The 26,155-nt window shown below is 61.0% G+C and carries 16 protein-coding genes; 3 read left to right on the plus strand and 13 right to left on the minus strand.

The window, feature by feature from the left end:
* Window positions 1-9 precede the first annotated feature (9 nt).
* Both GXB78_RS04765 and GXB78_RS04770 read left to right on the plus strand, forming a co-directional pair.
* On the plus strand, window positions 10-1,353 hold the full coding sequence (locus tag GXB78_RS04765) for a cation:proton antiporter (protein WP_329514528.1): 1,344 nt from the start codon (window positions 10-12) through the stop codon (window positions 1,351-1,353).
* Between the two features lie 185 nt (window positions 1,354-1,538).
* Window positions 1,539-1,832, plus strand: coding sequence for a hypothetical protein (locus GXB78_RS04770; protein ID WP_039761510.1), 294 nt, complete (start codon window positions 1,539-1,541; stop codon window positions 1,830-1,832).
* 381 nt (window positions 1,833-2,213) lie between these two features.
* On the opposite strand, the gene GXB78_RS04775 is transcribed toward GXB78_RS04770, so the two are convergent.
* The 4 genes from GXB78_RS04775 to GXB78_RS04790 form a co-directional block, all read right to left on the minus strand.
* Window positions 2,214-2,747 (minus strand): hypothetical protein, encoded by a 534-nt coding sequence (locus GXB78_RS04775; protein WP_042610038.1) that lies wholly within the window; start codon window positions 2,745-2,747, stop codon window positions 2,214-2,216.
* 79 nt (window positions 2,748-2,826) lie between these two features.
* On the minus strand, window positions 2,827-4,746 hold the full coding sequence (locus GXB78_RS04780) for a hybrid sensor histidine kinase/response regulator (protein ID WP_329514529.1): 1,920 nt from the start codon (window positions 4,744-4,746) through the stop codon (window positions 2,827-2,829).
* The gene (locus GXB78_RS04785) at window positions 4,739-7,069 is read right to left on the minus strand and encodes an ATP-dependent DNA helicase (protein WP_329514530.1); all 2,331 of its coding nucleotides are present in this window, start codon (window positions 7,067-7,069) and stop codon (window positions 4,739-4,741) included. The genes GXB78_RS04780 and GXB78_RS04785 overlap by 8 nt, the downstream gene beginning before the upstream one ends.
* A complete protein-coding gene (locus GXB78_RS04790) occupies window positions 7,066-8,718 on the minus strand; it encodes a VRR-NUC domain-containing protein (RefSeq protein ID WP_329514531.1) in 1,653 nt (550 codons plus the stop codon). The genes GXB78_RS04785 and GXB78_RS04790 overlap by 4 nt, the downstream gene beginning before the upstream one ends.
* A 195-nt stretch (window positions 8,719-8,913) precedes the next feature.
* Here GXB78_RS04790 and GXB78_RS04795 point away from each other — a divergent pair, with 195 nt between their 5' ends.
* Window positions 8,914-9,138: a YgdI/YgdR family lipoprotein gene (locus GXB78_RS04795; RefSeq protein ID WP_042610041.1), complete on the plus strand. Its 225-nt coding sequence runs from the start codon at window positions 8,914-8,916 to the stop codon at window positions 9,136-9,138.
* Between the two features lie 160 nt (window positions 9,139-9,298).
* On the opposite strand, the gene GXB78_RS04800 is transcribed toward GXB78_RS04795, so the two are convergent.
* From GXB78_RS04800 to GXB78_RS04840, 9 genes are all read right to left on the minus strand, one after another.
* The gene (locus GXB78_RS04800; RefSeq protein ID WP_329514584.1) at window positions 9,299-11,152 is read right to left on the minus strand and encodes a polyurethane esterase; all 1,854 of its coding nucleotides are present in this window, start codon (window positions 11,150-11,152) and stop codon (window positions 9,299-9,301) included.
* Between the two features lie 230 nt (window positions 11,153-11,382).
* On the minus strand, window positions 11,383-14,460 hold the full coding sequence (locus tag GXB78_RS04805) for an autotransporter domain-containing protein (RefSeq protein ID WP_329514532.1): 3,078 nt from the start codon (window positions 14,458-14,460) through the stop codon (window positions 11,383-11,385).
* A 197-nt stretch (window positions 14,461-14,657) separates the two neighbouring features.
* Window positions 14,658-17,603 (minus strand): autotransporter serine peptidase EprS, encoded by a 2,946-nt coding sequence (gene eprS, locus GXB78_RS04810; protein WP_329514533.1) that lies wholly within the window; start codon window positions 17,601-17,603, stop codon window positions 14,658-14,660.
* A gap of 977 nt (window positions 17,604-18,580) precedes the next feature.
* On the minus strand, window positions 18,581-19,948 hold the full coding sequence (locus GXB78_RS04815; RefSeq protein WP_329514534.1) for a TolC family outer membrane protein: 1,368 nt from the start codon (window positions 19,946-19,948) through the stop codon (window positions 18,581-18,583).
* A gap of 2 nt (window positions 19,949-19,950) precedes the next feature.
* Window positions 19,951-21,300: an HlyD family type I secretion periplasmic adaptor subunit gene (locus GXB78_RS04820; protein WP_329514535.1), complete on the minus strand. Its 1,350-nt coding sequence runs from the start codon at window positions 21,298-21,300 to the stop codon at window positions 19,951-19,953.
* Window positions 21,297-23,072 (minus strand): type I secretion system permease/ATPase, encoded by a 1,776-nt coding sequence (locus GXB78_RS04825; RefSeq protein WP_329514585.1) that lies wholly within the window; start codon window positions 23,070-23,072, stop codon window positions 21,297-21,299. Before GXB78_RS04825 ends, GXB78_RS04820 begins: the two co-directional genes overlap by 4 nt.
* 167 nt (window positions 23,073-23,239) lie before the next feature.
* A complete protein-coding gene (locus GXB78_RS04830; RefSeq protein WP_329514536.1) occupies window positions 23,240-23,662 on the minus strand; it encodes an AprI/Inh family metalloprotease inhibitor in 423 nt (140 codons plus the stop codon).
* A gap of 92 nt (window positions 23,663-23,754) precedes the next feature.
* On the minus strand, window positions 23,755-25,200 hold the full coding sequence (locus GXB78_RS04835; RefSeq protein WP_329514537.1) for a serralysin family metalloprotease: 1,446 nt from the start codon (window positions 25,198-25,200) through the stop codon (window positions 23,755-23,757).
* A gap of 447 nt (window positions 25,201-25,647) precedes the next feature.
* Window positions 25,648-26,079: a hypothetical protein gene (locus tag GXB78_RS04840; protein ID WP_329514538.1), complete on the minus strand. Its 432-nt coding sequence runs from the start codon at window positions 26,077-26,079 to the stop codon at window positions 25,648-25,650.
* Window positions 26,080-26,155 lie beyond the last annotated feature (76 nt).

A 26,155-nucleotide genomic window follows, 5' to 3' on the forward strand; every position in this document is an offset into this window, starting at 1 on the left:
TGAGCGGTCATGAGTTTCGGCATATGGGTCGCGGTGCTCGGCGCCGTGCTGCTGATGCTGGCCCTGACCTCGTCGTGGTTGCGCTGGATGCCGGTCACCACCTCCGCGGTGTGCCTGCTGCTGGGCATCGCCATCGGCCCCAGCGGTCTCGACCTGCTGAAACTGTCGCTGGAAGAATCGTCCTTGTGGATGGAGCACCTGACGGAAGTCGCGGTGCTCTTTTCCTTGTTCGTCTGCGGGCTGAAGCTGCGTTTGCCACTGACCAACAAAACCTGGCGCATTGCGTTCGGTCTGGCCGGGCCGGTGATGATCCTGACCATCATCGGCGTCTGTCTGTTGCTGCACTGGGGCCTGCAACTGGCGTGGGGGCCTTCGCTGCTGATCGGCGCGATGCTGGCGCCGACCGACCCGGTGCTCGCCGCGCTGGTGCAGGTCAACGACGCGCAGGACGTCGACAGCGTGCGCTTCGGCCTGTCCGGTGAGGCCGGTCTCAACGATGGCGTGGCCTTTCCGTTCGTGATTCTCGGCTTGCTGTTGCTGCACGGTGACGGCAGCGCCGGCGAGTGGCAGCACTGGGTGATTCGCAGTCTGTTGTGGGCGGTGCCGGCGGGGCTGCTCACCGGTTACTGGATGGGCCGCGGCATCGGCCGCATCGCCCTGTCGCTGCGCATTCACAACGAGGACAGCACCCTCGGCCCCAACGATTACCTGACCCTCGCCCTGATCGCCCTGTCCTACGTGGTCGCCGATGCCATTGGCGGCTATGGCTTTCTCGCAGTGTTCGCTGCGGGCCTCGGTCTGCGCCAGGAGGAAGTAAAATCCACCGGCATCACCCAGGCCCCTGCCGAGCATCTGGTGCAGCCGGTGGTCGGCCATCAGAACGTCGAGCCGCAGAACGCCGTGCATGGCGATACCGAGCAACTGGAAGACAGCCAGGTCGCGGCGGGGATCATGATGGGCGACATGCTCGCATTCGGCAGCCTGGTCGAGCGGGCGATGGAAGTGTTTCTGGTGACCCTGCTCGGCGTCGTGCTGATCGCGCACTGGGACTGGCGGGCGCTGTGGATCGGCGCGGTGCTGTTCTGCCTGATCCGCCCGCTGAGCGTGGCGCTGATGCCCTGGGGCAAGCTGCTCAGCGGCCCGCAGCGCTTGTTGATCGGCTGGTTCGGCATACGTGGCATCGGCAGCCTGTTCTATCTGTTTTTCGCCTTGAACCATGGCCTGGATTCCGACGTGGCCAAGGTCTGTACTGACCTCACGTTGTCCGTGGTGGCTCTGAGCATTCTGCTGCATGGCATCAGTACGCAGCCGATGCTGGCGCGGTATGAAAGCTTGAAACAACGAAAAAGCTGATTCTTGCGCCGCTGCGCTTCACTGGAAATCATCGAAGATTTTTCTGGAAAAAAATGGATCGCCGGGCGCGGCCCAAGGGTCACAACTTTAACCGCGCCAACCATCCAGCGCGGCCCGGCAGGTTCGGTTCCCCTGCGGCGAACAAGCCTATCAAACGGAACCCCGACAAGATTAAGGTCACAGTCATGAACGAATGCTCGACTCCTGCGCAAATCAAGGCTTGCAGAGCACTGGCTCTGGAACGCAATCGTCAACTGTTCGAAGAAGCCCACGAACTGAACCGAGCGGCCAACGCGCTGTTGGAACAGACCCCGACCGACTTCGAACGCTTTGAGCAATACCGGGCACTGCGCAAGAAAGCCGACGCGAAATTTGAAGATGCGATTGATCATCTGTGTGTGCTGAATGAGGATTTCCCGCCGATTCCCGCGGCGGTGCAGAACGCTGTTACTCCGCGGCGTGAGCTGGAAACCGCGTGATAAAAGTCAAAAGCCCCTCACCCTAGCCCTCTCCCGGAGGGAGAGGGGACTGACCGGGGTGCCCTTGCGTATTACACCGACCTGAAATACCGCGCCGAACTCAGGCCTTTACCAATTTGCCAGACGAGATATCGCGCGCTGAACCACCCCTCGAATCCACCCGAGATCGGCTCCCTTTTCCCTTGGCAGAGAGGGGACTGACCGGGGTGTTCTTTCGTTATTCATCGACCTGAAAATCGAGTCGACTACAAGTTTTGAAAAGCGTGAAAATCGGCTCCCTTTCCCCCTCGCCCCCTTGGGGGAGAGGGCTGGGGTGAGGGGGTAAGCTCTCACAGACACCACAAAATCCAGCACCTGTCCCCTGCCCCCGACCAACCCACCTCAAGGATTGGTCACCTGAATAAACACCGCATACACCCCCAACATCACCCAGAACGTGGCAAAGATCCAAGGCGTGCGCACCGAGAACAGCAGCGACTTGCGATAGCCCTTGTGGCTCGATTCCATTTCACTGAACAGCGGCGATTCGTCATACGCCGCGCCCATCACCGGCTCGCTGTGCAGCAACTGGCTCTGTTTGAAATGCCAGTGGTCGATGATGTCGTAAGCCGCACGAATCCCCGGCCAGGCGTTAAGCGAGCTGAGCACGCCGAGCAGTGCCAGAAACGGCGGCACGACGAGGGTGAACATCTTGCCCCACTCGGGATTGAGGTTGGCCATGCACGAGGCGAAGGCGATCACCAGAAACGACTGCGCCGCCAGGTAGGCGTCGGTGCGGTTGGCGAGGATGCTGGTTTCGTACTGGATTTCCCGGCGATAGAAATCCAGGCGCTCCTTGGGTGAGCCAAACATCTTGGCATCGTGTTCGGCCAAGGCTTCTTCAACAGCGCTTGGCTGGGTCAATATGCGAGGCAAGAGACGTGCCCTCCAAAAGTGAACAAGACTTTTTGGAAAGGCACGCGTCCTGACTAGTTCAGCCGGATCGACCAGCGCGTCACTTCATCGATTGGGCAATGATCTGCACCAGATTCAACTGGGTGAACGGTTTCGGCAGGCGCGGCAGTTCAGCAGCAAAACCTTCGAGGCGTTCGGCGTAACCGGTGGCGAGAATGATCGGCAGATCCGGTTTGAGCATGCGCACGGCGTGGGCCAGTTGCGCGCCGCTCATGTGCGGCATGGCCATGTCGGTGATGACCAGATCGATCACCTCGCCCTGATCGAACAATTCCAGCGCCTTGGTGCCGGAGGTCGCGCCGATGACGCGGTGGCCGAGGTCTTCGAGCAACAGACTGGTGCTGGTCAACACCAGCGAATCGTCGTCGACCACCAGCACACTGAGTCTTGGCACTGCAATCGGCGCTGCGTTGCTGTAGCTCGGGCGACTGACCGCTTGCTCAAGCGCCACCGGAATCCACAGCTCGGCCGCCGTGCCGTGGCCCTTCTCGCTCTTGAGAATAAAGCGCCCGCCCAGCTGCTCGATGAAGCCATGCACCATCGACAAGCCCAGCCCGGTGCCTTTGCCCAAGCCCTTGGTGGTGAAAAACGGGTCGCGGGCGCACTCCAGCGTGGCTGCGTCCATGCCTTCGCCGCTGTCGATCAGGCTCAGGCACACGTAGCGCCCCGCCGCGAGGGTCGAATGAGTTTGTTCCAGTACCACTTCCGCTTGTGCCTGAATGATCACCGTGCCGCCATCTGGCATGGCATCGCGGGCATTGGTGGCGAGATTGAGGATCGCCAGTTCCAATTGGTTGCTGTCGGCCAGCACTGGCTGCAGGTCGTCTGGAAAGCGCGTTTCGATGCGAATCCCCGGCCCCAGAGAGCTGCGCAGCAGCCCGGTGATGCCTTGCACCAATTGCGGGATATCCACCGATTCGGTCTTCAGTTCCTGGCGTCGGGCAAAGGCCAGCATGCGCTGGGTCAGCGAGACACCGCGCAAGGCACCCTGGGTGGCGTTTTCCAGTAAACGGGCGATTTTCGGCGCGTCGCCGATGCGCTTCTGCACGATCTCGAGATTGCCGAGTATCACCGTCAGCAGGTTGTTGAAATCATGGGCGATACCGCCGCTGAGTTGGCCGATCGCCTGCATCTTCTGCGCCTGGAACAACGCCTCGCGGGTCTTTTCCAGGGCCTGCTGTGCTTCGTGGGCCTCGGTCACATCGCGGGTGATCTTGGCGAAGCCAAGCAACGCGCCGGTGTCGCCGCGAATCGCATCGACCACTACGTGGGCAAGAAAGCGCGTGCCGTCCTTGCGCATCCGCCAGCTGCGGTTTTCGAAGCGGCCTTCGCGGGTGGCAATCTCCAGAGAACGCTGCGGCTCACCGAGTGCGCGGTCTTCGGGGGTGTAGAAAATCGAAAAATGCTGGCCGATGATTTCTTCCGGCAAGTAACCCTTGATCCGCTGCGCGCCCTGGTTCCAGTTACTGACGCAACCTTCGGGGCTGAGCATGTAGATCGCGTAGTCGGTAACGCCCTGCACCAGCAGGCGGAACTGCTGTTCGCTTTGCTTGAGGGTTTCCTCGGCCATTTTGCGGTCGGTGAGATCACGGGTGATCTTGGCGAAACCGAGCAGCGTGCCGTTGGGGTCGATGATCGGGTCGATCACCACGTGCGACCAGAAATGCGTGCCGTCCTTGCGCACGCGCCAGCCCTCGCCTTCGAAGCGGCCCTCACGGATTGCCGTGTCCAGCGCCCGCTGCGGCATGCCGTTGGCGCGGTCTTCCGGGGTATAGAAGCGCGAGAAGTGCTCGCCGATGATCTCGGCTTCTTCATAACCTTTGAAACGTTTGGCGCCGGAGTTCCAACTGGTGATGGTACCGTCGGGGTCGATCATGTAGATCGCGTAGTCGACAACCGCATCGATCAGCAGCCGGAAACGGCTGTCTTCGATCGCTGCGGTTCTGTTGTTATCACTCATCACACTCACCGGCCACTGTCATGGGCTGAAGTATGCGTGAATCCGCCGATTTGAAAAGTGCCGGTTCGCTTTTGATCGTCCACCAGCTCGGAAGCAGTTGCTTGATGCGGCTTTCGGCAAAGCGATCGTCAATGAGCATGACCGTGCCGCTATCCTCGCGGGTGCGGATCACCCGTCCGGCGGCTTGTACGACTTTTTGCATGCCCGGGTACAGATACGTGTAGTCGTAGCCGGCGCCGAAAATGGCGGCCATGCGCCGCTTCATCTGCTCGTTGACCGGGTTGAGCTGCGCCAGCCCCAGCGTGGCGATGAACGCACCGATCAGCCGCGCACCGGGCAGATCGATGCCCTCACCGAACGCGCCGCCCAACACCGCAAAGCCAACGCCCTGGCTGTCGGCGCTGAACTGGTCAAGAAACGCCTGCCGCGCGCCCTCGACCATGCCCCGCGATTGCAGCCATTGGGTGATGTGCGGATGGCGCTCGGCCAATAAGGTCGCGACTTGTTGCAGGTAATCGAAACTGCTGAAGAACGCCAGATAGTTGCCCGGACGCTCGCTGAACTGGCAGGCGATCAGTTCGACAATCGGTTCCAGCGAGGCCTGCCGATGGTTAAAACGGGTGGAGATCTGGCTGACGATGTGCACCTGCAACTGCTCGGCACTGAACGGCGATTCGACGTCGATGCACACCGTGTCGGCGGGGGTGCCGAGCAGGTCAGCGTAGTAGTTGCGCGGGCTCAGCGTAGCCGAGAACAGCACGCTGCTGCGCGCCGCGCTCAGGCGCGGGCCGATGAACGCCGCCGGCACTACGTTGCGCAGGCACAGTTGCGACAGCGGACGCTTGCGGTCGAGATCGCGTTTACTGATATCGAACAGGTAATGCTCGTCATACAGCTCGGCGACCCGGGCGAATTGCAGCAGGTCGAAATAGAAGTTCTGCAGGCCGCTGTCGAGGCCTTGCGGATGCTCGTTGAGGTAATCGCCGATGGCCGCGCAGCACAATGAGATGGCGTGCAGAAGTTTGTCCGGGGCCTTGTCGTAGGCTTGATAGGCCGCCAGTTGCGGCGCATGCAGCGCATTCCATTCGCGGTTGACCCGTTGCAGGGAACTCTTCAGCGCTGCCGGCGCGGTTTTGCGCACAGTGCCGAGAGTGAACTGGTCGAGACTGGCGCTGTACATCTGCCGACCGCGCTCGACGAGGTTGTGTGCCTCGTCGGCCAGCACCGCGACTTTCCACTGATTGAGCTGGGCCAGACCGAACAGCAGCGCACTGAAATCGAAGTAATAGTTGTAGTCGGCAACCACCACATCCGCCCAGCGGGCCATTTCCTGGCTCAGATAATAAGGACACACGCTGTGTTGCGCGGCGACCTCGCGCATCGCCGCCTGATCGAGCAGGTTGATGCGGCTGGCGGCTTCGCGGGCCGCAGGCAAGCGATCATAAAAGCCTTGGGCCAGCGGGCAGGATTCGCCATGACAGGCTTTGTCCGGATGTTCGCAGGCCTTGTCGCGGGCGACCATTTCCATCACCCGCAACGGCAGATCCGGCGTTTGTTTGAACAACACCTGACTGGCATCCAGCGCCAGTTTGCGCCCCGGTGTCTTGGCGGTGAGAAAGAACACCTTGTCCAGCTGCTGCGGCGCCAGGGCCTTGAGCATCGGAAACAGCGTTCCGAGGGTTTTGCCAATGCCGGTTGGCGCCTGGGCCATCAGGCAGCGACCGGTGCTGACGGCTTTGAACACCGACTCGGCCAGATGCCGCTGGCCCGGTCGAAAATCCGCGTGGGGGAACGCCAGTTGCTGCGCGGCCAGATTGCGCGCTTCGCGGTGGGCCATTTCCTGCTCGGCCCATTGCAAAAACAAAGTGCACTGCTGCGCAAAAAATGCCTGGAGTGCTTCGGCGCTGTGGGCTTCGACCAGGCAGGTTTCCTTTTCGCTGGCGATGTCGAAATACACCAGCGCCAGATTGATCTGCTCCAGTTGCAGTTTCTGGCACATCAACCAGCCGTAGATCTTCGCCTGCGCCCAGTGCAACTGGCGGTGATTGGCCGGTTGCTTGCTGAGGTCGCCGCGGTAGGTTTTGACTTCTTCCAGGCAATTCTGCGTCGGGTCGTAGCCATCCGCCCTGCCCTTGACCCGCAGCTCGCCGAACTCGCCTTGCAGGGCCACTTCGCTCAGATATTGCTCATTGCGCCGCGAGGCCACGGTGCGATGGCCGACGATGCCTTCCAACGCCGTCGGCGAGGGGGTGAAGCGCAGGTCGAGGTCGCCGGTCTTGGCGGTGAACTCACAGAGTGCGCGGACGGCAATGCTGTAACTCAAGCGCTCTGCTCCGCCCATTGCACGTAACACACGGCCACCGGCATCTGATGCTCGTGGCAGAACTCCAGCCAGCGCAGTTGATTGTCCTGCAAGCGGTCGCCGGGGCCTTTGACTTCAATCATCCGGTAGGTCTTGTGCTGCGGCCAGAACTGGATCAGGTCCGGCATGCCGGCGCGATTGGCCTTGATGTCGAGCAGCAGACGATTGAACCAGTGTTTCAGGTGTGCGGCGGGCAGACAGGCCAGCGCCTGCTCCAGCAAGGTTTCATTGAGCGCGCCCCAGAACACGAACGGTGACTGGATGCCCCATTTGTCGACGAAGCGCTGGCGGATCGTCTCGGCGTAGCGGCCGTCATCGAGTTCGCCCAGGCAGGCCTGAAACAGTTCGGCGCGGCGCTCGAGGAAATCTTCGCTGAGCAGGTCGACCGGACCGCGCTGGAACGGGTGAAAAAACGCACCCGGCAACGGCGCGAAAATCGCCGGCCAGCACAACAGCCCGAACAGGGAATTGATCAGGCTGTTCTCGACGTAATGCACCGGGCCGTCATCGGCATGCAAGTGCGCTTGCACATGGAATTCCACCGACAACGCCGGATCGGTGCGCGGCAGGTGCAAGTCGAGGCGCTCGACCTCTCTGGCTTTTACACGCTTGAGCGGCGGGCCACCCAGTTTGCGCCGCAGACGCGGAACGATGCGTTGCAAACCTTGTTGCTCGGCTGCACTTTGCGGCGCCTGTTCGGCCAGCGTGCCGAGCTCCAATGCCACTCCGTATTCGCCGCAACGTTCGAGCACACGGATCATCCGCAGTCGCGCGCCTGGGTAAGCGCAGTCGCGGTAAACACTCAGGGCCAGGCCGAAGTCACCGATGCGCTCGGCATACTGGCCGATCTGGAACAACGCCTTGGCTTGCCGGCGGCGCAGCCACGGGTTGTCGAAATGCACGGCGTTGATCTGCTCAACGATCTCCGCCAGCGGCTCACCGGCCTCGAAGCGCAGCTGGCACTGATGCAGGAACAGGCAGGCATCGACGTCTTCGCGACTGCGCAGGCCTCGGGAGTCGGCGCAGAACTCGACTTTTTCATAGGTAAAGATGCCCAGGTCGGCCAGGACAAACTCCGACCAGTCCTGATACAGATTGCCGAAGAACATCAGGCGCAGGCGATCGCACAAATCCATCAGGGTCAGGCTGAACAGCTGGTCAGCCAGTTGCGGGGCCCAGGCGCGCAGGGTTTGCGCCTCGCTGAACTGCTCGGCCAGCATCGGCAGCCATTCATCCTTGCGCCCTTTCGGCTGTTCTATAAAGGTGCCGAATGCCTGCAACAGCTCGGCCTTGAGCAAGACATCGAACAGCTCTGCCAGCGTCAGCGCGGCGTGTTCGTCGAGCCAGCCGTGATCGAGCAACGGCTGCGCCGCTTCAGCGATATCGCCGATTTCCAGATAATTGAGTTTGCTCGCGCGAAAATGAATGCCCTTGCGCATGACCATGCGCACCAGCAATCCCTGCGAGGCTTGCGACAACGTGTTGAAGTCGCGGATGAAGCCGTGTTCGCGCGTGCTCATCACATCGGCATAGCGAAGTCCAAGCCAATCAAGCACTTGCCGGAAGTTGTTGAGGTAATAGAACGGATTGTCGAGAGGGTTGGGGGTCACGGGATTTCAAAGCCACGGCAAGCGAACACTGGTTATGCGTACAGATAGCAGCTCAGCCCGGTCCGGCGCAAACGGAAAAAGATCAATGGCATTTTTTCGCGCTGCCATCGAACTTTTCCGCCGATGCTGGCACCAACCGCGTTAGAGGGCCGACAATGCCCGCAATCACATTCAAGCAAGGAGTCAGAGGTGGGTATGAAAATCAAGATGCTGGGCATTCCTGTAGCGGTCGCAGCCCTGTTGGCGCTGGGCGGCTGTTCGACCCAGACTGTGGTGACGCTGCAGAACGGCACCCAATACCTGACCGAGGACATGCCCAAGACCAAGACCGAAGACGGTTTTTATGAGTTCGAGGATATTTCCGGAGCCAAGGTAAAGGTTCGCGCTGATGAAGTCGCGACCGTGCGCAAGGAAGACTGATACGCGCCGATTCATTCCCGCGCTCCGTGTGGGAACGATCAGACTTTTGATACCCATTGTGGCGAGGGAGCTTGCTCCCGCTGGGGCGCGCAGCGCCCCCAAAAAAGGTGAGTGCTTCGCACTCAAGCGGGAGCAAGCTCCCTCGCCACAGGGTTGTGCGTCAGGCGATCACTATGGCATCGCTGTTGAGGCTGCCAAGCGCCACACCCACCAACGTCACCGAATCCGCGCCAAACGTCAGCAGCGTGTCCTGCCCGACTGCCGACGCATGCGCGCGCAAATCATCCCCCGGCAACACACCCTGCACGCCAAGAAACACCAGTTTGTCATCGGCCGTATAGCCAACGACCCGATCCTGGCCGAACGCGCCATTGAACAGAAACATATCCGCCCCGCCGCCCGACTCCAGCAGATCGTTGCCAGCGCCACCGACAAACACGTCATTGCCCGCGCCGCCGAGCAGATGATCATTGCCCTCCAGCCCGAACAGCCAGTCACCGCCCGCATGCGCCTCGAGCGTGTCAGCAGCAGTCGTGCCTTTTACGCTCGATTCATAAGCGGTCAGGTTACTACCGACTTTCAACCCCTTGTCAGCGACGCTGTGCAGCACATCGTCCTTGAACACGCCCCAGAGAAAACCCGGCTCCCTGGTCACGATGCTGCCGATGTCGCGGGTGATGCTGATTGCGCCGCTGGCATCGCGGATGTACAGGTTGCCGGCGCCGTCGTTGGCGAAATCGAAGTTTTTCACCGTCTGCTGCAAGTCGAGCGTGTTGCTCCCCTGCCCGCCCAGAATGACGTTATAGCCGCCGCTGTCGCGGAAGCTGTCGTTACCGGCGCGCCCCTCCAGATAGTCATTGCCACTGCCGCCCTGGATCAGCTCGTTGCCGTCACTGCCGATGATGAACGTGCTGCCCTTGTGGGCTTCGGCGTTGCGGTTGAGATCCTGCACCCAGGTGTTGGCCCGCGCCGGGTCGGACAGGTTGGCGACGATGATCGTCGAGTCGCGGCTGGTCAGGTCGTAGAACTTCGACTCCAGCACGCGGGTCATGCCGTCGCCATAGCCTGTGGGCAGGTGCGAAATCCAGGTCGGGATATTCAGGATCGAATACGGCAGCACGTTCCACGCATTCGAGGCGTAGTGGTCGTTGAAGCTGACGATGTTGTCCGTCGTCGAGGCGTGCGGCGCGTCGTGCACGCCCACCGATGCGCCGCTGAACGTCGAACCGTCGAGGGCACGAAATACCGGGTCGTTTTCGTAACCGATATTCAGCACTTTGTCGCCGCTGCTCTGGGTCGGCGAAGCGTAGGCGATGTAGTTGGAATCAGCGAAGAACCCGCCCCATTTGCCGCCGCTCAAGTCAGCCATGCTGTTCACCGCCAAGCCGCCGAGGCTATGGCCGCTGACCAGCACGTCCTTGCCGCTGAGGCCGTTGGCCCGGGCGAAGGCGACAACATCGTTGAGCAGATTGCCAAAGGCTTCGCCGACGTAGTTTTTCGCGTAGTCGGCCGGGCCGAAAGCTGCGAGCAGATCGCTGATCACGTCGCCAATCGAATCGCCGATGAGGATTTCCCGCGGGCCGCTGGTGCCACGAAAGGCGATGCCCAGTTCGGTGAGATGACCCTGGGCGTCATACTTGCCGAGGATTTCCACCTGCGCGCTGGTATAGCCGGCCTTCTCGCCGAAGAACGTCCCGCGTGCGTCGGTCTTGCCGTCGTAACCCAACTGCGCGGCGGTAATCGGCGTCCAGCCGGCCTTTTGCACGGCCTCAAGGGCGAGTTTTTCCGAGTCCGGATTCCACGGGATACCGGGAATCAGCCCTTGCGAATCGGTGCCGCCAATCAGCGCGGTGACCAGCGTCGCTGGCAATCCAAGGCCGAAGCCGTTGTGCTGGTAACCGGCAGCGAAACCGTTATCGAGGTTGTGATAGGAATACAGCGTGATCGCCATGGCATCGCTGAACAGCACCGCGGAATCGGCTGTGCCGAAGTTCTTGTAGTCGTATACACCCATTGCCATTGCCTCTCTTGTTGTTGGAATTGTCAGAGATAGCTCACAGCCAGAGCGCGGGGCTCCGGAGCATCATATGTCGTTTGATGGTCCCTCAAATGTCATGTGTACACCGGACCTGTGGGAGCGAGCCTGCTCGCGAAGGCGGCAGCACATTCAACATCACAATCGCCTGAACCACCGCTTTCGCGAGCAGGCTCGCTCCCACTATTGGATCTCCTGCCGGTTACGCCTCAGAACTGCCAGTCGAGGGTCAGACCGACACCGTGATCTTTCTCGTTCGAGCCGATCAGGCCGTTGTAATCGAGATTGACCCGCACGTCGCGATTGAGCGCCAGCCCGGCGCGCACGCCGACCACGGCAGCGTCACGATCCATCGACACGCTCTGCACGGTGAACGCGCTATTGCCGTTGGCGAACGCCAGGTGGCTGTCGGCATCGACGCTGCTCAGGTTGTGCTGCCAGCCGAGGCTCGCGCCCAGTTCCAGCTGATGTTTATCCGACACGGCGAAGCTGCGCTTGGCGCGTACGCCAAGAGTGGAGAGCACCACGTCGCGATTGTCCTCGCCACCCTTCAGTGCGGCAGCGTCACCCTTCTCGGTGAAGCTGTCGGTGTTGAGGTGCACGTAGGACAGATTGGCGAACGGCTCCAGGTTCATCGGTTGCAGGCCCAGGTCGTACGCGGCCTCGGTGAACAGTTGCGCAGTGGTCGCGTCACGCTTGGTTTTCTGTTTGCCGCTGACGTCGCCGAACTGCAGATCACGTTTCACATCGATGCGATGCCAGCTGTAAGCACCGCCGACAGTCAGGCGCAACGCGTCGATCTCATGGCCCAGATACGCACCCAAGTGGTAGCTGTCGACCGACGCCGAGGAATGCGTGCCGCTGCCCATGCTCAACGAACTGTCGCTGTAACCGGTGACGAAACCGAGCCGGGTGTCTTCAGCGATCAGGCCATCGACACCGGCCAGCAGCCCACCGATGGAGCTGTTGGAGTCGGCATTGTCATGCCCGCCGTCGCTTTCGCCCCAAGAGCCGAGGACCTTGACCCAGACGTTGCTGCGATCATCAGCCGGTGCGTCGGCGTTGAACAGGTCACGCTCGCGCAGACGTTCGCCGACAGCTTCGCGCAAGTAGCGGCTGTCGTTGATCAGCAGCGTGCCGATGGCCGGGTGAATCTCGCCGGACAGCTGTTGAAAGGCCTGCTGCGCCGACACCGCAGTGGGCGACAGCAACAGGGTTTCGAACAGCGCATTGCCCGCGCCCAGACGCTCGGCGGCAGCACCTACGGCGCGCTGGTTTGGCGTCAGACCGACGCTGGCGAACGATGCCTCGTTACGCCCGACCGCCAACTGAATGCCGCCCGCCGAGTAGTCGAGGGTGCCGCCGAGGAAGGCGTAATTCGGCAAGACCTGACCGAAGCGCCCTTCGATGCCGCCCGCTGCTTGCAGGATGTTGTAGCGAGTGCCGAGCAGGCTTTGCACTTCGCCGGTGCTGAGCAAGGTCGGGCTGTTTTCCAGCGACAGGCTCACCGTGGCGCCGTCGATGACGGCTTTGCCGCCCGCGACGATCTGATCGCTGCTGGTCGGCGACAGCTCTACGGCGTAGGTCGAACCCGGCGCGAAGGTCACGTCACCGGCAACGCTCAGGGTGCCGATGGAATTGCCCGGTGCCACCGTACCGCCGCTGTTCACCGCCAGCGCGCCGATGCGGCCATTGCCGCCGAGGACGCCGCCATTGTTGACGGTGACCGCCGATTGCAGCGAACCGTTGATTGCCAGTCGGCCCTGATTGACCAGGGTCGGGCCGCTGTAAGTATTGTTGCCGGTCAGCACCAGAGTGCCGATGCCTTGCTTGGTCAGACCGCCGTGGCCGCCGATGTCGTTGCGCCAGGTGTCGAGGCCGCAAGTGATGTCAGTGCACACGCGTTCGGTCGGTTTGCCCTGATCGATGATCGCGCCAATGCCCGGCAAGTCAGCAACGAACTGGCCGGAGCCGTAGGCGCCCTGCACGCGAAACTCCTCGGGAATGTCCTGCTCGGTAACGAACATCGCCGGGCCGTCGATGGCTTTACGCAGGTTGATCATGCCCCAGCCGTACAAGGCGTCGATGCCCGGCGCGCCGAGGTCGGTGGCGGTGGTGCGCAAGACGCTGGCGACCTGATCGCCTGACATGTACGGAAAGCGCTCCATCAGTACCGCGATGGAACCGGCGACGTGCGGTGCCGCCATCGACGTGCCGTTGTAGTTGGCGTAGCTGGTGGTCAGGTTGCCGGCATTGGTGCCTTCGATGATCGAGCTGTAGATCTTCGTGCCCGGCGCCGAGACGCAGTAACTCGCCGTGTAGCCGCAACGCGAGGAGAACGTGCTGATCACGTAGGGGTTGGCGCTGGCGGTGTCCGGGTTCTGCTGCAACGCGGCGACGGTGATCCAGTTCGGCGCGATGTCCGGGACGAAATAACCCAGGCCGGCGATGGCATCCGGGTTGTTGAGGTTGTAGTCGTTGCCGGCGGCAAAAATGGTGACGATGCCGCTGCGAGCGGCGGCAATCGCGCCGTCGTAGGCGCCACCGGGCTTGGTGCCGAGCAGCGTGCGGATTTCGTTGAACTGCAATTGCGCGTCGTTGACGGTGAAGTGCGGGTACGCCGGATCGCGGCCGCCGAGGTCGAAGCGGTCGGTGATGCCGATGCCCCAGCTGTTGTTGATGATCCGCGCCCCGCTGGCGATCAGCGCATCCCAACCGGCCTTGTACACCGCACCATCATTGCCGCGAACAATGCCGTCCTCCGGCCCCGGGTCGCCGTTGTCGGCGCTGATGATCTGCGCTCCGAATGCGACGCCGTGCATCACCCCGCCGTCGCGACTGCCCGCCGCGATGCCGCCAACGTGCGTGCCGTGGGCGCCGAGCTTGCCGTTGGAGCCGACCGAGGGTGAACCGTCATACAGGAACGCATCGCCGGCCTTCACCGGAATGTACGGGTCGGTGTATTCGCGAATGCCGCTGGTGACCAGGGTGACGACTTTGTTGCTACCGGAGAACTCCGGATGCGCGGCGTACACCGGCTGATCGAAGATTCCGAGTTTGACGCCTTTGCCGGTGTAGCCGGCGGCATAGGCGTAATCCGCGCCGATCGCGCCCAGGCCCCAGTCAGCCTTGAATTCATTGCTGCGCCAACTCGACGGATCGCCGTTGCGGCCGTTTTCCACGTAAGGCGCTGCCTGCGCCATCGCACTGGCACAGAGCATGGCGACTGTCAGGGTTTTCAGGGCAAAGCGGCCACCCGATTGCGCGGGGGTATTGTTGTTATCCATCCACGACCTTCCTTAGTGATGTTGCGAAAAAATCCGATTGTCTTTGCTGCCGTGCACGCTATTTGTGGCGAGGGAGCTTGCTCCCGCTCGGCTGCGCAGCAGCCGTAAAATCAGTCAACGCGATCTGCCTGAGAAAAGCACAGGGCCGCTTCGCGCCCCAGCGGGAGCAAGCTCCCTCGCCACAGGAAAGCGTTCGGTCAGAACTGCCAGTTCAGACTCAAGCCAACGCCATGCAGCTTCTCGCGGCTGGCCAGTTGGCCGTTGTAATCGAGGTTGACCCGCACGTCCTTGCTCAGGGCCAGACTGGCCTGCACGCCGACCAGCGCGGCATCGCGCACCAGCGCCGAGCTCTCGACTGCGTACGGCGTGCCGCCGCTGGCAAAGCGCAAATGTTGCGCCGATTCGATATCGCTGAGGCTGTGCTGCCAGCCGAGACGGGCGCTGACGTCCAGCGCCTGCTGGTTGGAAAGGTTGAAGGTTTTGCTCGCCCGCATGCCCAGAGTGCTCAACACCACGTCGCGCGTATCGCCCGAGCTTTTCAAGGCAGCGGCATCGCCCTTCTCGGTGAAGCCCTCGGTGTCCAGATGCAGGTAAGTCAGGTTGGCAAACGGTTCCAGCGCCAGCGCTTGCAGCTGCAAGCGATACGCCGCTTCGCCGAACACCTGGGTGGTGGTCGCATCAAGCTTGGCTTTCTGCTTGGCGCTGACTTCGTCGTAGTGCAAATCGCGCTTTACATCGCCGCGATGCCAGCTGTACGCCACGCCAGTGCTCAAGCGCCACGCAGCAATGTCGTGGCCGGCGTAAGCGCCGAGGTGATAGCTGTCGACTTTCGCCGAGGAATGCGTGCCCGAACCCATGCTCAAGGAGCTGTCGCTGTAACCGGTGACCAGACCGATGCGGGTCTGCTCATCGAGCGCGCCGTCGACACCCGCCAGCAAGCCGCCGATCGAGGTGTTATAGCCGGCCGTGTCGTGGCTCGAATCGGTGCTGCCCCACGCGCCGAGGGCTTTGATCCAGCCATTGCTGCGGGCCGCCGATTCATCGTGCAGCCGCTCGCCGACCGCATCACGCAACTGGCGACTGTCGTTGATCAGCATCGTCCCCAGTGCCGGATAAATCTCGCCGCTCAGTTGCTGGAAGGCTTGCTGTGCGGAGGCCTGGCTGGGCGCACGCAGCAGGCTTTCATAAACCGGATTGCCAGCGCCCAAACCTTCGATTGCCGCCGCCACCGAACGCTGGTTTGGCGTTTGCCCGACGCTGGCGAAGCTGGTTGCGTTGCGTTGGATATTCAGTTGAATGCCGCTTGCGGCGTAGTCGAGGGCGCCGCCGATGAACAGGTAGTTCGGCACCACCGCAGCGAACTGCCCCTGAACGCCGCCGGCCGCTTGCAGGATGTTGTACTGGCGGCCGAGCAGGCTTTGCGCTTCTGCGCTGCTGAGCAAGGTCGGGCTGTTTTCCAGCGCCAGGCTGACGCTGGCGCCGCTGACGGTTGCCGTGCCGCCGGCAACGATGCGGTCGCTGCTGGTGGGTGACAGCTCAACGGCGTAAGTCGAGCCCGGGGCGAGTGTCACATCACCGGCGACGTTCAAGGTGCCGATGGAATTGCCCGGTGCGACTCGGCCGCCGCTGTTGGCGGTCAACGCGCCGATGCGTCCGGAGCCGCCGAGGGTGCCGCTGTCGTTGACGCTGACCGCTGAAGTCAGCGAGCCGTCGACCGTCAGCAGACCGCCGTTGACCGTGGTCGGGCCGCGATAAGTGTTGGTACCGCTGAGCAACAACTGACCGGCACCGGATTTGATCAGGCTGCCCTGATAAACGCGACTGGCGGCTGCCGCATCGCGGAGCATGCCGACGGCGTAGTCGGTCTGGTCCTGCTGACTGGCGCCGGCCGCAACACCGTTCTGCCAGCCTTTGTCCTGCAGGGTTTGCTGCCAGGCGCTGTGCTCGGCGAGGTCTTCGCTCTGGCGCTGGATCAGTGCCTTGTCGGAGATGTCATTGCTCCAGACATCGCGCTGCCCTGCCCCCAGATTGGCATCGAACGCACCGAGCAATTGCCCCGGCCCGCGCATCGCCCGATCGAGATTGGCGACGCCCCAGCCGACGCGCTCGCTCGGCGCATCGGTGACCGAGCCATCGAGCTGGGTGGCGGTGGTCAGCAGCACCTCGAGCGCCTGCTGGTTGTTCATGTACGGATAGCGTTCCATCACCAGCGCCAGGGCGCCGGTCGCGTGCGGTGCGGCCATCGAGGTACCGGACTTGATCGCATAGCCGCCACCGGGAATGGTGCTGTCGATCTTCGCCCCCGGTGTGGTGATGCACCAGTATTTGGCGATGCCGCACTGGTTGTACTTCTGCTGATTGCTCTGATCGAGCCCGGACACCGCCAGCCAGTGGCCTTCCAGATCCGGCAGAAAATACGGCAGCGCTGAACGTACGCTGGCGTTCGGGTAACCGCTGTTGCCCGCGCTGAAGACATTGATCACACCGCGCCGGGAGACGTCGGCAGCGGCGTCGAGCCAGGTGCCCTTGTTCCAGTGCTGCGCGTAGGCGGCGTGCAGATCCGCCAGGGTGCGATAGCTGACATCCGGCGGCTGACTGCCCCAACTGTTATTGATCGCCCGCACGCCAGCGTCGGCAAGGCTGTCGTAGACCGCTTTGAAATAGCGCGGATCGGGCCCCGGGCCGAAGAGGAAACTGTCGTTCTTGTTGGTGTTGCCGACGTAGATTTGCGCGTTGTACGCCACGCCATGCATGCCGCTGCCATCACGCGACGCGCCCATGGTGCCGACCACGTGGGTGCCGTGGGAGTCGTTGTTCGGGTTGAGCGTGCCGTCGACGTTGAACGCTGAGCCGTCGACGTAGCTGCCGCTGGCGGTTACCGGGTGATAACGATCGGCGGAGAATTCCGGGTGGGCGGCATCGAAACCGGAATCGAGCGCGCCGATCTTCACGCCCTTGCCGGTGATGCCGGCGGCGTAGGCCTGATCGGCCTGCATGCGTTCCAGGCCCCAGTCACGCAAGAACTCGGCACTGCGCCAACTGGCCGGATTGCCGGGCTGGCCGGATTCCAGATATTGCGCCTGCGTTGCAGAGGTCATCAGCAACAGCGTGCCGAGCGAAATCGGTTTGATGCGTACGTCCATGGTCGTCACTCTCGTTTTTGTTGTTCTGTTCAAGGCTCAATAGCGGTGTCGCCCGTTCCCCTCACCCCAGCCCTCTCCCCAAGGAGAGGGAGCCGATTTGTATTGTCTTCAGTCATCCGTCGACCTGAAAAAACAGTCGACTATGGATTCAGTGCCGCTCGTTCAAGTCGGTGTATCTCTCCAATCTCCCCGAATCGGTCCCCTCTCCCTCTGGGAGAGGGTTAGGGTGGGGGCTGTTGCGCGACCACAAATGCCTCATCCACCCGCGCCAGATCCTGCTCATCAAAGTCCCGGTCCCTAGCCACCCTGCGGTGTCGCCTGTTCCCCTCACCCCAGCCCTCTCCCCGAGGAGAGGGAGCCGATTTGTGTTGTCTTCAGTCATCCGTCGACCTGAAAAAAACAGTCGACTATGGATTCAGTGCCGCTCGTTCAAGTCGGTGTATCTCTTCAATCTCCCCGAATCGGTCCCCTCTCCCTCTGGGAGAGGGTTAGGGTGAGTCATCCACCCGCGCCAGATCCTGCTCGTTCAAAGTCCCGGTCCCTAGCCACCCTGCGGTGTCGCCTGTTCCCCTCACCCCAGCCCTCTCCCCCGAGGAGAGGGAGCCGATTTGTGTTGTCTTCAGTCATCCGTCGACCTGAAAAAAACAGTCGACTATGGATTCAGTGCCGCTCGTTCAAGTCGGTGTATCTCTTCAATCTCCCCGAATCGGTCCCCTCTCCCTCTGGGAGAGGGTTAGGGTGAGTCATCCACCCGCGCCAGATCCTGCTCGTTCAAAGTCCCGGTCCCTAGCCACCCTGCGGTGTCGCCTGTTCCCCTCACCCCAGCCCTCTCCCCCGAGGAGAGGGAGCCGATTTGTGTTGTCTTCAGTCATCCGTCGACCTGAAAAAAACAGTCGACTATGGATTCAGTGCCGCTCGTTCAAGTCGGTGTATCTCTTCAATCTCCCCGAATCGGTCCCCTCTCCTCTGGGAGAGGGTTAGGGTGAGGGCTGTTGCGCGACCACAAATGCCTCATCCACACGCGCCAGATCCTGCTCGTTCAAAGTCCCGGCGTAGTAATGCAATTTGGTCCATGCCATCAGATAGTCATAACGCGCCTGGGCCAGATCCCGGCGGGTGGTGAACAGTTGCTGCTCGGCGTTCAACGCGTCGAGGTTGGTTCGCTCGCCGCCGAGAATGCTCTGTCTGGTCGATACCACCAGCGCTTCGGCCGACTTCAACGCCTTCTGATAAGCGCGCAACTTGCTGACCCCGGACAGGCAGGCGCTGAACTGTCGGCGCAGTTCGATCAGCGTTTCGCGGGTCTTGCCGTCCAGTTCGTACTCAGCCTGTTCCATGGTGCGGCTGGCCTGACGGGTGGATGCCGACACCCCGCCACCGGCATACAACGGCACGCTGACTTCAAGGCCGATGGTGTTGGTTTCGTAGCGCTGGTTGTAGGTGTTGCCGCTCTCCGACTCGTTGTCGCGCATCGAGGCGTAAGCGCTGACTTTCGGCAGGTGCCCGGCGCGGTTGCGCTCGACTTCATAGCGCGCCACTTCCACGGCCTGACGCTGTGAAGCGAGGTTCGGGTTGTTGCTGATCGCCAGCTCATGCCAGGTGTCGAAGTTGGCCGGTTGCAGCGTGAAGGTCTGAAACTGCTGACCGAGCGGAGCCAGGTCGCCGATGTCCACCGCTGGCACGCCGACCAGCGCCCCCAGTTCGCGCAAGGCCGCGTCCTGCTCGTTGCGCGCTTCGATCTCCTCGGCAGTCGCCAGCTCATAGCGCGACTCGGCTTCGAGAATATCGGTGCGGGTGCCCTCACCCTGCTTGAACATGTGTTCGTTCTGCTGGAACTGCTGTTCGTAGGCCTTCTTCTTCGCCTGGGCGATGTCGATCTGATCCTGGGCAAACAAGGCTTTGGTGTAGTTGTCGAGAACCCTTACGAGCAGCTCCTGACTCTTGCCGCGAAACGCTTCGTCGGCGAACAACGACTGCGCCACGCCCTTGCGATATGCCGCGTAAGCCTCGTAATCAAGCAACGGTTGTTGCACGGTCAGCGCCGAACCGTAACTGCTGTAATTACGCTCGTCGGTGCGGTTGCGCGCACGATCATCAAGGGACGTAGCCTTGGAAGAGTTGCGGCCCTTGTTGTAGGTGTAGCCGATCCGCGGCAGCAGCCCGGCGCGGCCGATGGCGCGGTTTTCCAGGCCGGCATCGCGTTCCTTGATCGCACCAAGGAACACCGGGTCGTTACGCAACGCCTGTTCGTAAATCTCGAACGGCCCCATGGCCGCGACTGCCGAGTGACTCGCCAGCATCATGACTGCCGCCAGCATTGAACGCTTATTCATACAGCCGAACATCCTTATTCCTCGGTCAACGCGGAACCGGCGCGATCGAGCAGCGGTTTGAACAGGTAGTTGAGGAGTGAACGCTCACCGGTGCGCACGAACATTTCCGCCGGCATGCCGGGTTTGATCACCAGGCCATTGAGCTTTTCCATCGCCTGATCGCTGACGCTGCTGCGCAACACGTAATACGGCACGCCGGTTTTCTCATCGACCATCTGGTCGGCGGAAATCAGGCTGACCTCGCCGGGCACGCGCGGGGTTTTGCTCTGGTTGAACGCGGTAAACAGAATGTCCACCGGCAGATGCGTACCGACCTTGTCGATCAGGTTGATCGGCAAATGTCCCTCCACTTCCAGAGTGGTGCCTTGCGGAACGATCTCCAGCAGCGTTTCACCCTGACGCACCACGGCGCCTTCGGTGTGCACCCCGAGATTGACCGCTACGCCATCGGCAGTGGCGAGAATCTCGCTGTGTTGCAGATCGAAACCGGCGGAGGTCAGTTGTTCGGACAGGGTCACGCTTTTCAACTGCGCGTCGGCCAGCTGCGTGCGCACTTCCTTCTGATATTCCTCGCCGTGCTGCTGCAACTTCAGGCGCGATTCAACAATGCCCTGCTCCACGCGCCCGCTTTCGCCGGTGTTTTCCGCCAGTTGCTGCTGCACTTGCGACAGTTGCCGCTGGTAGTCCATCAAGCGGTTGCGCGGGATGTAGCCGTTGTCGGCCAGCGGTTGCAGATTGCTCAATTGTTGTTGCAAGGAACTGGCCTGGGCATTGAGGTCGCTGCGCGCGCGGCGCATCCCGGCGAGTTGCGCTGTAGCGCCTTCGATATTGGCGCGCAGTGCCGCCTGCTCACGGGAGAACGCTTCGCGGCGGCTGCTGAACAGTTGCCGCTGGCCTTCCAGCACCAACGCCAGACGCGGATCCGGGTCGTTGCTCAATTCTGGCGGAAAGGTCACTTGCTTGAGGTTGTCGCGCTCGGCCTGCCAGCGCGCAAGGCTGGCCCAGGCCATGCGGTATTGCGCCTGCAGCGATTGCACATCGGCGGCGACTTGCGTCTGATCGAGGCGGAACAGCGGCTGGCCCTGCTTCACGATCTGGCCTTCGCGCACCAGAATCCGACTGACCACGCCGCTGCTCATCGACTGCACAGCCTTGCGTTTGCCCGAGACCACCACCGTGCCCTGCACCGGAATGCCTTGATCCAGCGGCGCCAATGCGGCCCAGGTGAAGAAACTGCCAGCGCCGACGATGGCCAGAATCCAGCCCATGCGTGCGAAGAATTTGGCATCGCGTTCCGGGCGTTCGGTGAGGTAGGCGTGTTCCATGTTCGCTTCGTTTTCAGTGTTCATGCTGGCGCTGCTCATACACCCGAATTCCTGGTCGAGGGCTGGTACTGCCGGCTCATACTGAGCCCGCCCGGTGCTTGTGCGGCTTTTTCGCGTTGCTGTTCATGCTGGCCGGAAAGTGCCTTGAGCACATCCTGACTCGGGCCGAATGCCTGCAAGCGACCATCGTTGAGCACGAGTAATTTGTCAGCCTGAGCCAGCACCGAAGAACGATGCGTGACCAGAATCACAGTCGTGCCTTGCGCCTTGAGTTGCGCGATGGCGCTGGCCAGTGCGGCTTCGCCAACGGTGTCGAGGTTGGAATTCGGTTCATCGAGCACCACCAGACTTGGCGTGCCATACAGCGCGCGGGCCAGCGCTACGCGTTGCTTCTGGCCACCGGACAAGCCACTGCCGTCCTCACCCAGTTGCGTGTCGTAGCCCCGCGACAGGCGCAGGATCATTTCGTGGACGCCGGCCTGTTGCGCGGCGGTGACGACTTTTTGCGGGTCGGCCTCACTGAAACGCGCAATGTTTTCCGCGATGGAGCCGCTGAACAGCTCAATGTCTTGCGGCAAATAACCGATGTAAGGTCCGAGCTGATCGCGATTCCAGCGGTGAATATCAGCGCCATCCAGACGCACGGTGCCGCCCCATAGTGGCCACACGCCGACCAGCACCCGGGCCAGCGTCGATTTGCCGGAACCGGACGCGCCGAGCACCCCGAGCACTTCACCGGCACCGAGGTTGAAATTGACCATGTGCAACGTTGCGGAACGTTGTCCCGGTGGGCCGGCGCTGACTTGTTCGAAGGTAATCTGGCCTTTCGGTGCCGGCAGTGCCATCGCCTCATCGCTTGGCGGAAACGCCTGCAACAGCGCATCCAGACGCCGATAAGCCAGCTTCGCCCCGCTCCACTGCTTCCACACGGCGATCAACTGGTCGATGGGGCTCAATACCCGGCCCATCAGGATCGAACCGGCGATCATCATCCCGGCGGTCATGTCGCCCTTGATCACCAGCAACGCGCCCAGCCCCAGCACCAAGGATTGCAGGCACAGGCGCAGAGTCTTGCTCAGGGAGCTGATCACCGCACCGGTGTCACTGGCCTGGTTTTGCAGGCCGAGAAAACGCGAATGCACCTGAAACCAGCGCTTGCGCAGCGAACCGAGCATGCCCATGGCCTGAATGGTCTCGGCGTTGTGCAAGTGGCTGGTGGCCAACTGGCTGGACTGCTGGGAGAAACCAGCGGCCTCGCCCAGCGGCTTCTTGGTCATGTATTCGTTGAGGCACGCCAGTGCGATCAACAGCAACGCGCCCGCCGTGGCCAATACGCCGAGCCAGACGTTGAACAGGTAGATGACAAACAGATAGACCGGGAACCACGGCGCATCGAAGAAGGCGAACAGCGCCGGGCCGGTGACGAATTGGCGGAGATGGGTCAGGTCACCCAGCGATTGTCCGGCGTTGCCCTCGCCCTTGAACAGATTGCGCTCGAACGCGGCTTGATAGACCCGCAGATTGAAGCGGCGCTCCAGCTGGCTGCCGATGCGAATCACGATAAAGCTGCGGACGACTTCCAGCAGGCCGATGAAAGCGAAGAAACCGACGACCATCAGCGACAGCATCGCCAGGGTGGTTTCGTTCTGCGACGACAGCACCCGGTCATAGACTTGCAGCATGTAGATGGACGGCACCAGCATCAGCACGTTGATCAGCGCGGTGAAACAACCGACGCTGATCAAGATGCTCTTATAGTCACCCAGTGCCTTGATTAACGGAGCGGTGGCAGGAGACTTCGCCATCTTCATCATTCTTCCTGAGTTCATGTTCTCGTCATTACCAACGAGCATTCCATTGATAGTCCGCCTACCTGCCGAAGAGGACTTGCAAGTAGTGCTTACAATTTCATAACAAGTTAACCAGTGATCGCTTATTAGTGATGTTCACTGGCGCTAATCAACTTTCTGGGCATTGCTTATTGCGCCGCACGCTCTAGCGTGATGAGTAATCCGCCATCCAGTTTTTTTGTGTAAACGCTCTCGCGCTGGCGGCTGAAAAACGCAATTTTCGAACCTTCCTTGCCGGTGATGGCAATACCATCGGGCTCTGCAAACCAGCCGATCGGCGATTCGCTCAACCACGCGCCCAGACAATCGGCGCCCTTGCCCAAGGTCTGGTTCGGCGCAAGCTCGACCAGACAAGTGTTCGACGGTTTGTCTTGCAGCGTCTGCGCTTGCGGTGTGTCGTTGTGACCGGTCAATGTGGCCTGCCAGCGCCCGGCGAATACCGCGGGTTCTTCGAGTCTGAGGCTGCTTGCCATGCTTGTCGCTCCGCTCATCATCAGCGTGACTGCCATCAGCCATGCCATCGTTGTGTAAGTAAAAACGTATACACGCATAGGAAATTTCCACTTCCGCTCGTAGCCTTGCCCGGCGACCACGCCGATGCAAGCGAAGAAAGCGACGCACCAGGCGCCGCTTTCCTTTCACATCACGCCACGATGTCGCTGGTCGCTGCCTGGCCCACGGTGCTGACGATGAAGTCCGCCACGCCATGCCCGGAGAAATCCACCGACAACAGGCTGTTGCCGCCCGACGAGGTCAACACCGCATCGCCGGCCGAGCCGGTGAAGCTGTTGACGAAGTGCAGGCCCGCGCCGTTGGTGATGCCGGTCAGGTCGATCTTGTCCAGACCACTGACAAAATCGAGGATCTGGTCGATCGCACCCGGCTTGGAGTCCGAGCTGGCGGCGAACACGAACGTGTCCGAACCGCTGCCGCCCCACAGCTTGTCGGCACCGCCAGCGCCGTAGAGGATGTCGTTACCGGCACCACCCTTCAGCTCGTTGGCCACGCTGTTACCGATCAACAGATCGCTACCCGAACCGCCAATGGCGTTCTCGATGATCGCGCCCTTGGCAATCGACACGTTGCCGACCATGCCGCCAACGTCGGAGAACGAAGCGTCATTGAGGTTGATCTTCTGGTTCTGGGTAAAACCGGAGAAATCCAGGGTGTCCTTGCCGCCGGCGTCCCATACCGAGAACACCACTTTGTCGGCCGACGACGAAGCGCTGAGGAAATCACGGCCGGCATTGGAGTTGAAGCCGTAGGTGGTGTCACCGGTGCGGGTGCTGGTGTTGGCGCCGTAGAGCTTCTGGATTGCGGCGATGTCATCCATCAGCGGGCCGGACGAATAGGCTTCGACACCGCCCTTGCTGAAGTTCTGATTGGTGTTGCTTTCGCTCCAGTAGCTCATGACGCTGTAGCCACGGGTGTCCTGGCCGTACGTCGCGTCGTTGTAGGTCGGGTTGCCATTGCCGGCGTTGTAGTCGCCAGGGTGTGCAAGGCCCAGGGTGTGGCCGATTTCGTGGGTCAGGGTCTGACGACCGTAGTTGTTCAGATCCGGGTTCTTGTTCTGCGTGTAACCGCTGTTGATCAAGTACCACGAAGTACCATCATAGCCAGCGCCGGTACCCGGCAGATAAGCGAACGCCGCAGCGCCGTCCTGGCCACCGCTGTAATTTCCGAAGGTCATGTGCCCGTCACCGCCCGAGGCTCTCTCGGTGAAGGTGACATTGGCCACATCTGCCCAGGACTGCATGGCGAGCTTGGCCTGAGCCTGCTGCTGCGCGCTGAACTGACTGAATCCGCTGATCCCGTGCTTGTTCATCGTGCTGTTCGAGGCCGAGGTCAGGAATGTATAGGTCAATTCGATCTTGCCGCTGCCGTCCTTGTCCTGGTAGGCAGCGCCGTCACGCAGCAATTGCGTAGCCGCCTGGTCGACGGTGTACGAGGGTTTGCCATTGACCGTGAGGTTGCCGCCACGATCGTACTGATGGCTGAAGCTGTTGATCTGGTTGTACGCCGAGCTGAAGGCAGCCAGCTGGAAGGCCTGTTCGGCGGAATCAACAGCGTTGGTTTTAACTTTCGACATAAACACACTTCCTTGTTTAGCAATGGAACAGTTTTTGTCCGACAGGACGATCTTTGGCGAGATCGTCCTATCACTCGCCCAATGAAGGCGTAACGAACCTGACACAATTTGAAATCTGTCGTAAAGAGTTTTTTTGCGATCCAATTTGGTGTTATCAGGAAACTGCCGAAAACAAAGCGTGCGGGGAGGAAAGAATGTTTTTAGTTGGTGAGAGAGTGGAAATTGTCTGACGATTTTCTATTTAAATATTAAATATCGGTAAGTTTGGATTTGCTCGGCAAGTCACACTTTCAGCCAGCGGTGCCAGTGCTTTGATATCAACTACGATTTGCTCGGACCGTAGGAGCTGACGAGTGCAACGAGGCTGCGATCTCTTGATCTTGATCTTCAAAAAGTCAAAGTCAAAAGATCGCAGCCTCGTTGCACTCACCGACTCTGTAGGGCGATTTATCGAGAAGGACCCTGGTCAAAGATCACGTCGACCTCGTAGCTGTCGTCTCCAAGGGCTTCAGTTGTGAATTGCAATTTACCGTTGATGCGATCCCCTGAATGCTGGAGCGTCACAAAGCCCGGCTTTTCCTTGTCTGCGTAAAAATTCCTGGTAGTCGCCCCATTGCGGGAGTAAGCCACAAAAAGAACTCGCGCGTCCGTGAGCGGAATCTCTGTGCCAGAATCAGCCTTGTTGCTGAGATTCACTGCGATTGATGAAAGATCAACGCTGCTATTGCCCTCCGGGTCGACCATCGTGCCATGAAATCTGAGCGTCCCTCCCTGCTCGTCGCGGTGGGTTTCTCTGGCGTAGAATTTGAATTCCTTACCATTACGAAGGTTTTTCACCGTCCCCTTCAATACATTCTCAAGACCATTTTCATTGCTCATCATCAAAATCCTCGGTAAGGAAAGGCGACATTTCGCCCTCCTGCCAAGGCATTAAATCCAATTTCCAGCTGAGCCG

The organism is Pseudomonas moraviensis subsp. stanleyae, from assembly GCF_036283065.1.
Taxonomy (GTDB): domain Bacteria; phylum Pseudomonadota; class Gammaproteobacteria; order Pseudomonadales; family Pseudomonadaceae; genus Aquipseudomonas; species Aquipseudomonas stanleyae.

What these genes read in the sequence shown, in the direction of transcription:
- GXB78_RS04765 (WP_329514528.1), top strand. Translation starts at nt 10, where the DNA reads ATGAGTTTCGGCATATGGGTCGCGGTGCTCGGCGCCGTGCTGCTGATG.
- GXB78_RS04770 (WP_039761510.1), top strand. Translation starts at nt 1,539, where the DNA reads ATGAACGAATGCTCGACTCCTGCGCAAATCAAGGCTTGCAGAGCACTG.
- GXB78_RS04780 (WP_329514529.1), bottom strand. Translation starts at nt 4,746, where the DNA reads ATGAGTGATAACAACAGAACCGCAGCGATCGAAGACAGCCGTTTCCGG.
- GXB78_RS04795 (WP_042610041.1), top strand. Translation starts at nt 8,914, where the DNA reads ATGAAAATCAAGATGCTGGGCATTCCTGTAGCGGTCGCAGCCCTGTTG.
- GXB78_RS04800 (WP_329514584.1), bottom strand. Translation starts at nt 11,152, where the DNA reads ATGGGTGTATACGACTACAAGAACTTCGGCACAGCCGATTCCGCGGTG.
- GXB78_RS04805 (WP_329514532.1), bottom strand. Translation starts at nt 14,460, where the DNA reads ATGGATAACAACAATACCCCCGCGCAATCGGGTGGCCGCTTTGCCCTG.
- eprS (WP_329514533.1), bottom strand. Translation starts at nt 17,603, where the DNA reads ATGGACGTACGCATCAAACCGATTTCGCTCGGCACGCTGTTGCTGATG.
- GXB78_RS04815 (WP_329514534.1), bottom strand. Translation starts at nt 19,948, where the DNA reads ATGTTCGGCTGTATGAATAAGCGTTCAATGCTGGCGGCAGTCATGATG.
- GXB78_RS04820 (WP_329514535.1), bottom strand. Translation starts at nt 21,300, where the DNA reads ATGAGCAGCGCCAGCATGAACACTGAAAACGAAGCGAACATGGAACAC.
- GXB78_RS04825 (WP_329514585.1), bottom strand. Translation starts at nt 23,072, where the DNA reads ATGAAGATGGCGAAGTCTCCTGCCACCGCTCCGTTAATCAAGGCACTG.
- GXB78_RS04830 (WP_329514536.1), bottom strand. Translation starts at nt 23,662, where the DNA reads ATGCGTGTATACGTTTTTACTTACACAACGATGGCATGGCTGATGGCA.
- GXB78_RS04835 (WP_329514537.1), bottom strand. Translation starts at nt 25,200, where the DNA reads ATGTCGAAAGTTAAAACCAACGCTGTTGATTCCGCCGAACAGGCCTTC.
- GXB78_RS04840 (WP_329514538.1), bottom strand. Translation starts at nt 26,079, where the DNA reads ATGAGCAATGAAAATGGTCTTGAGAATGTATTGAAGGGGACGGTGAAA.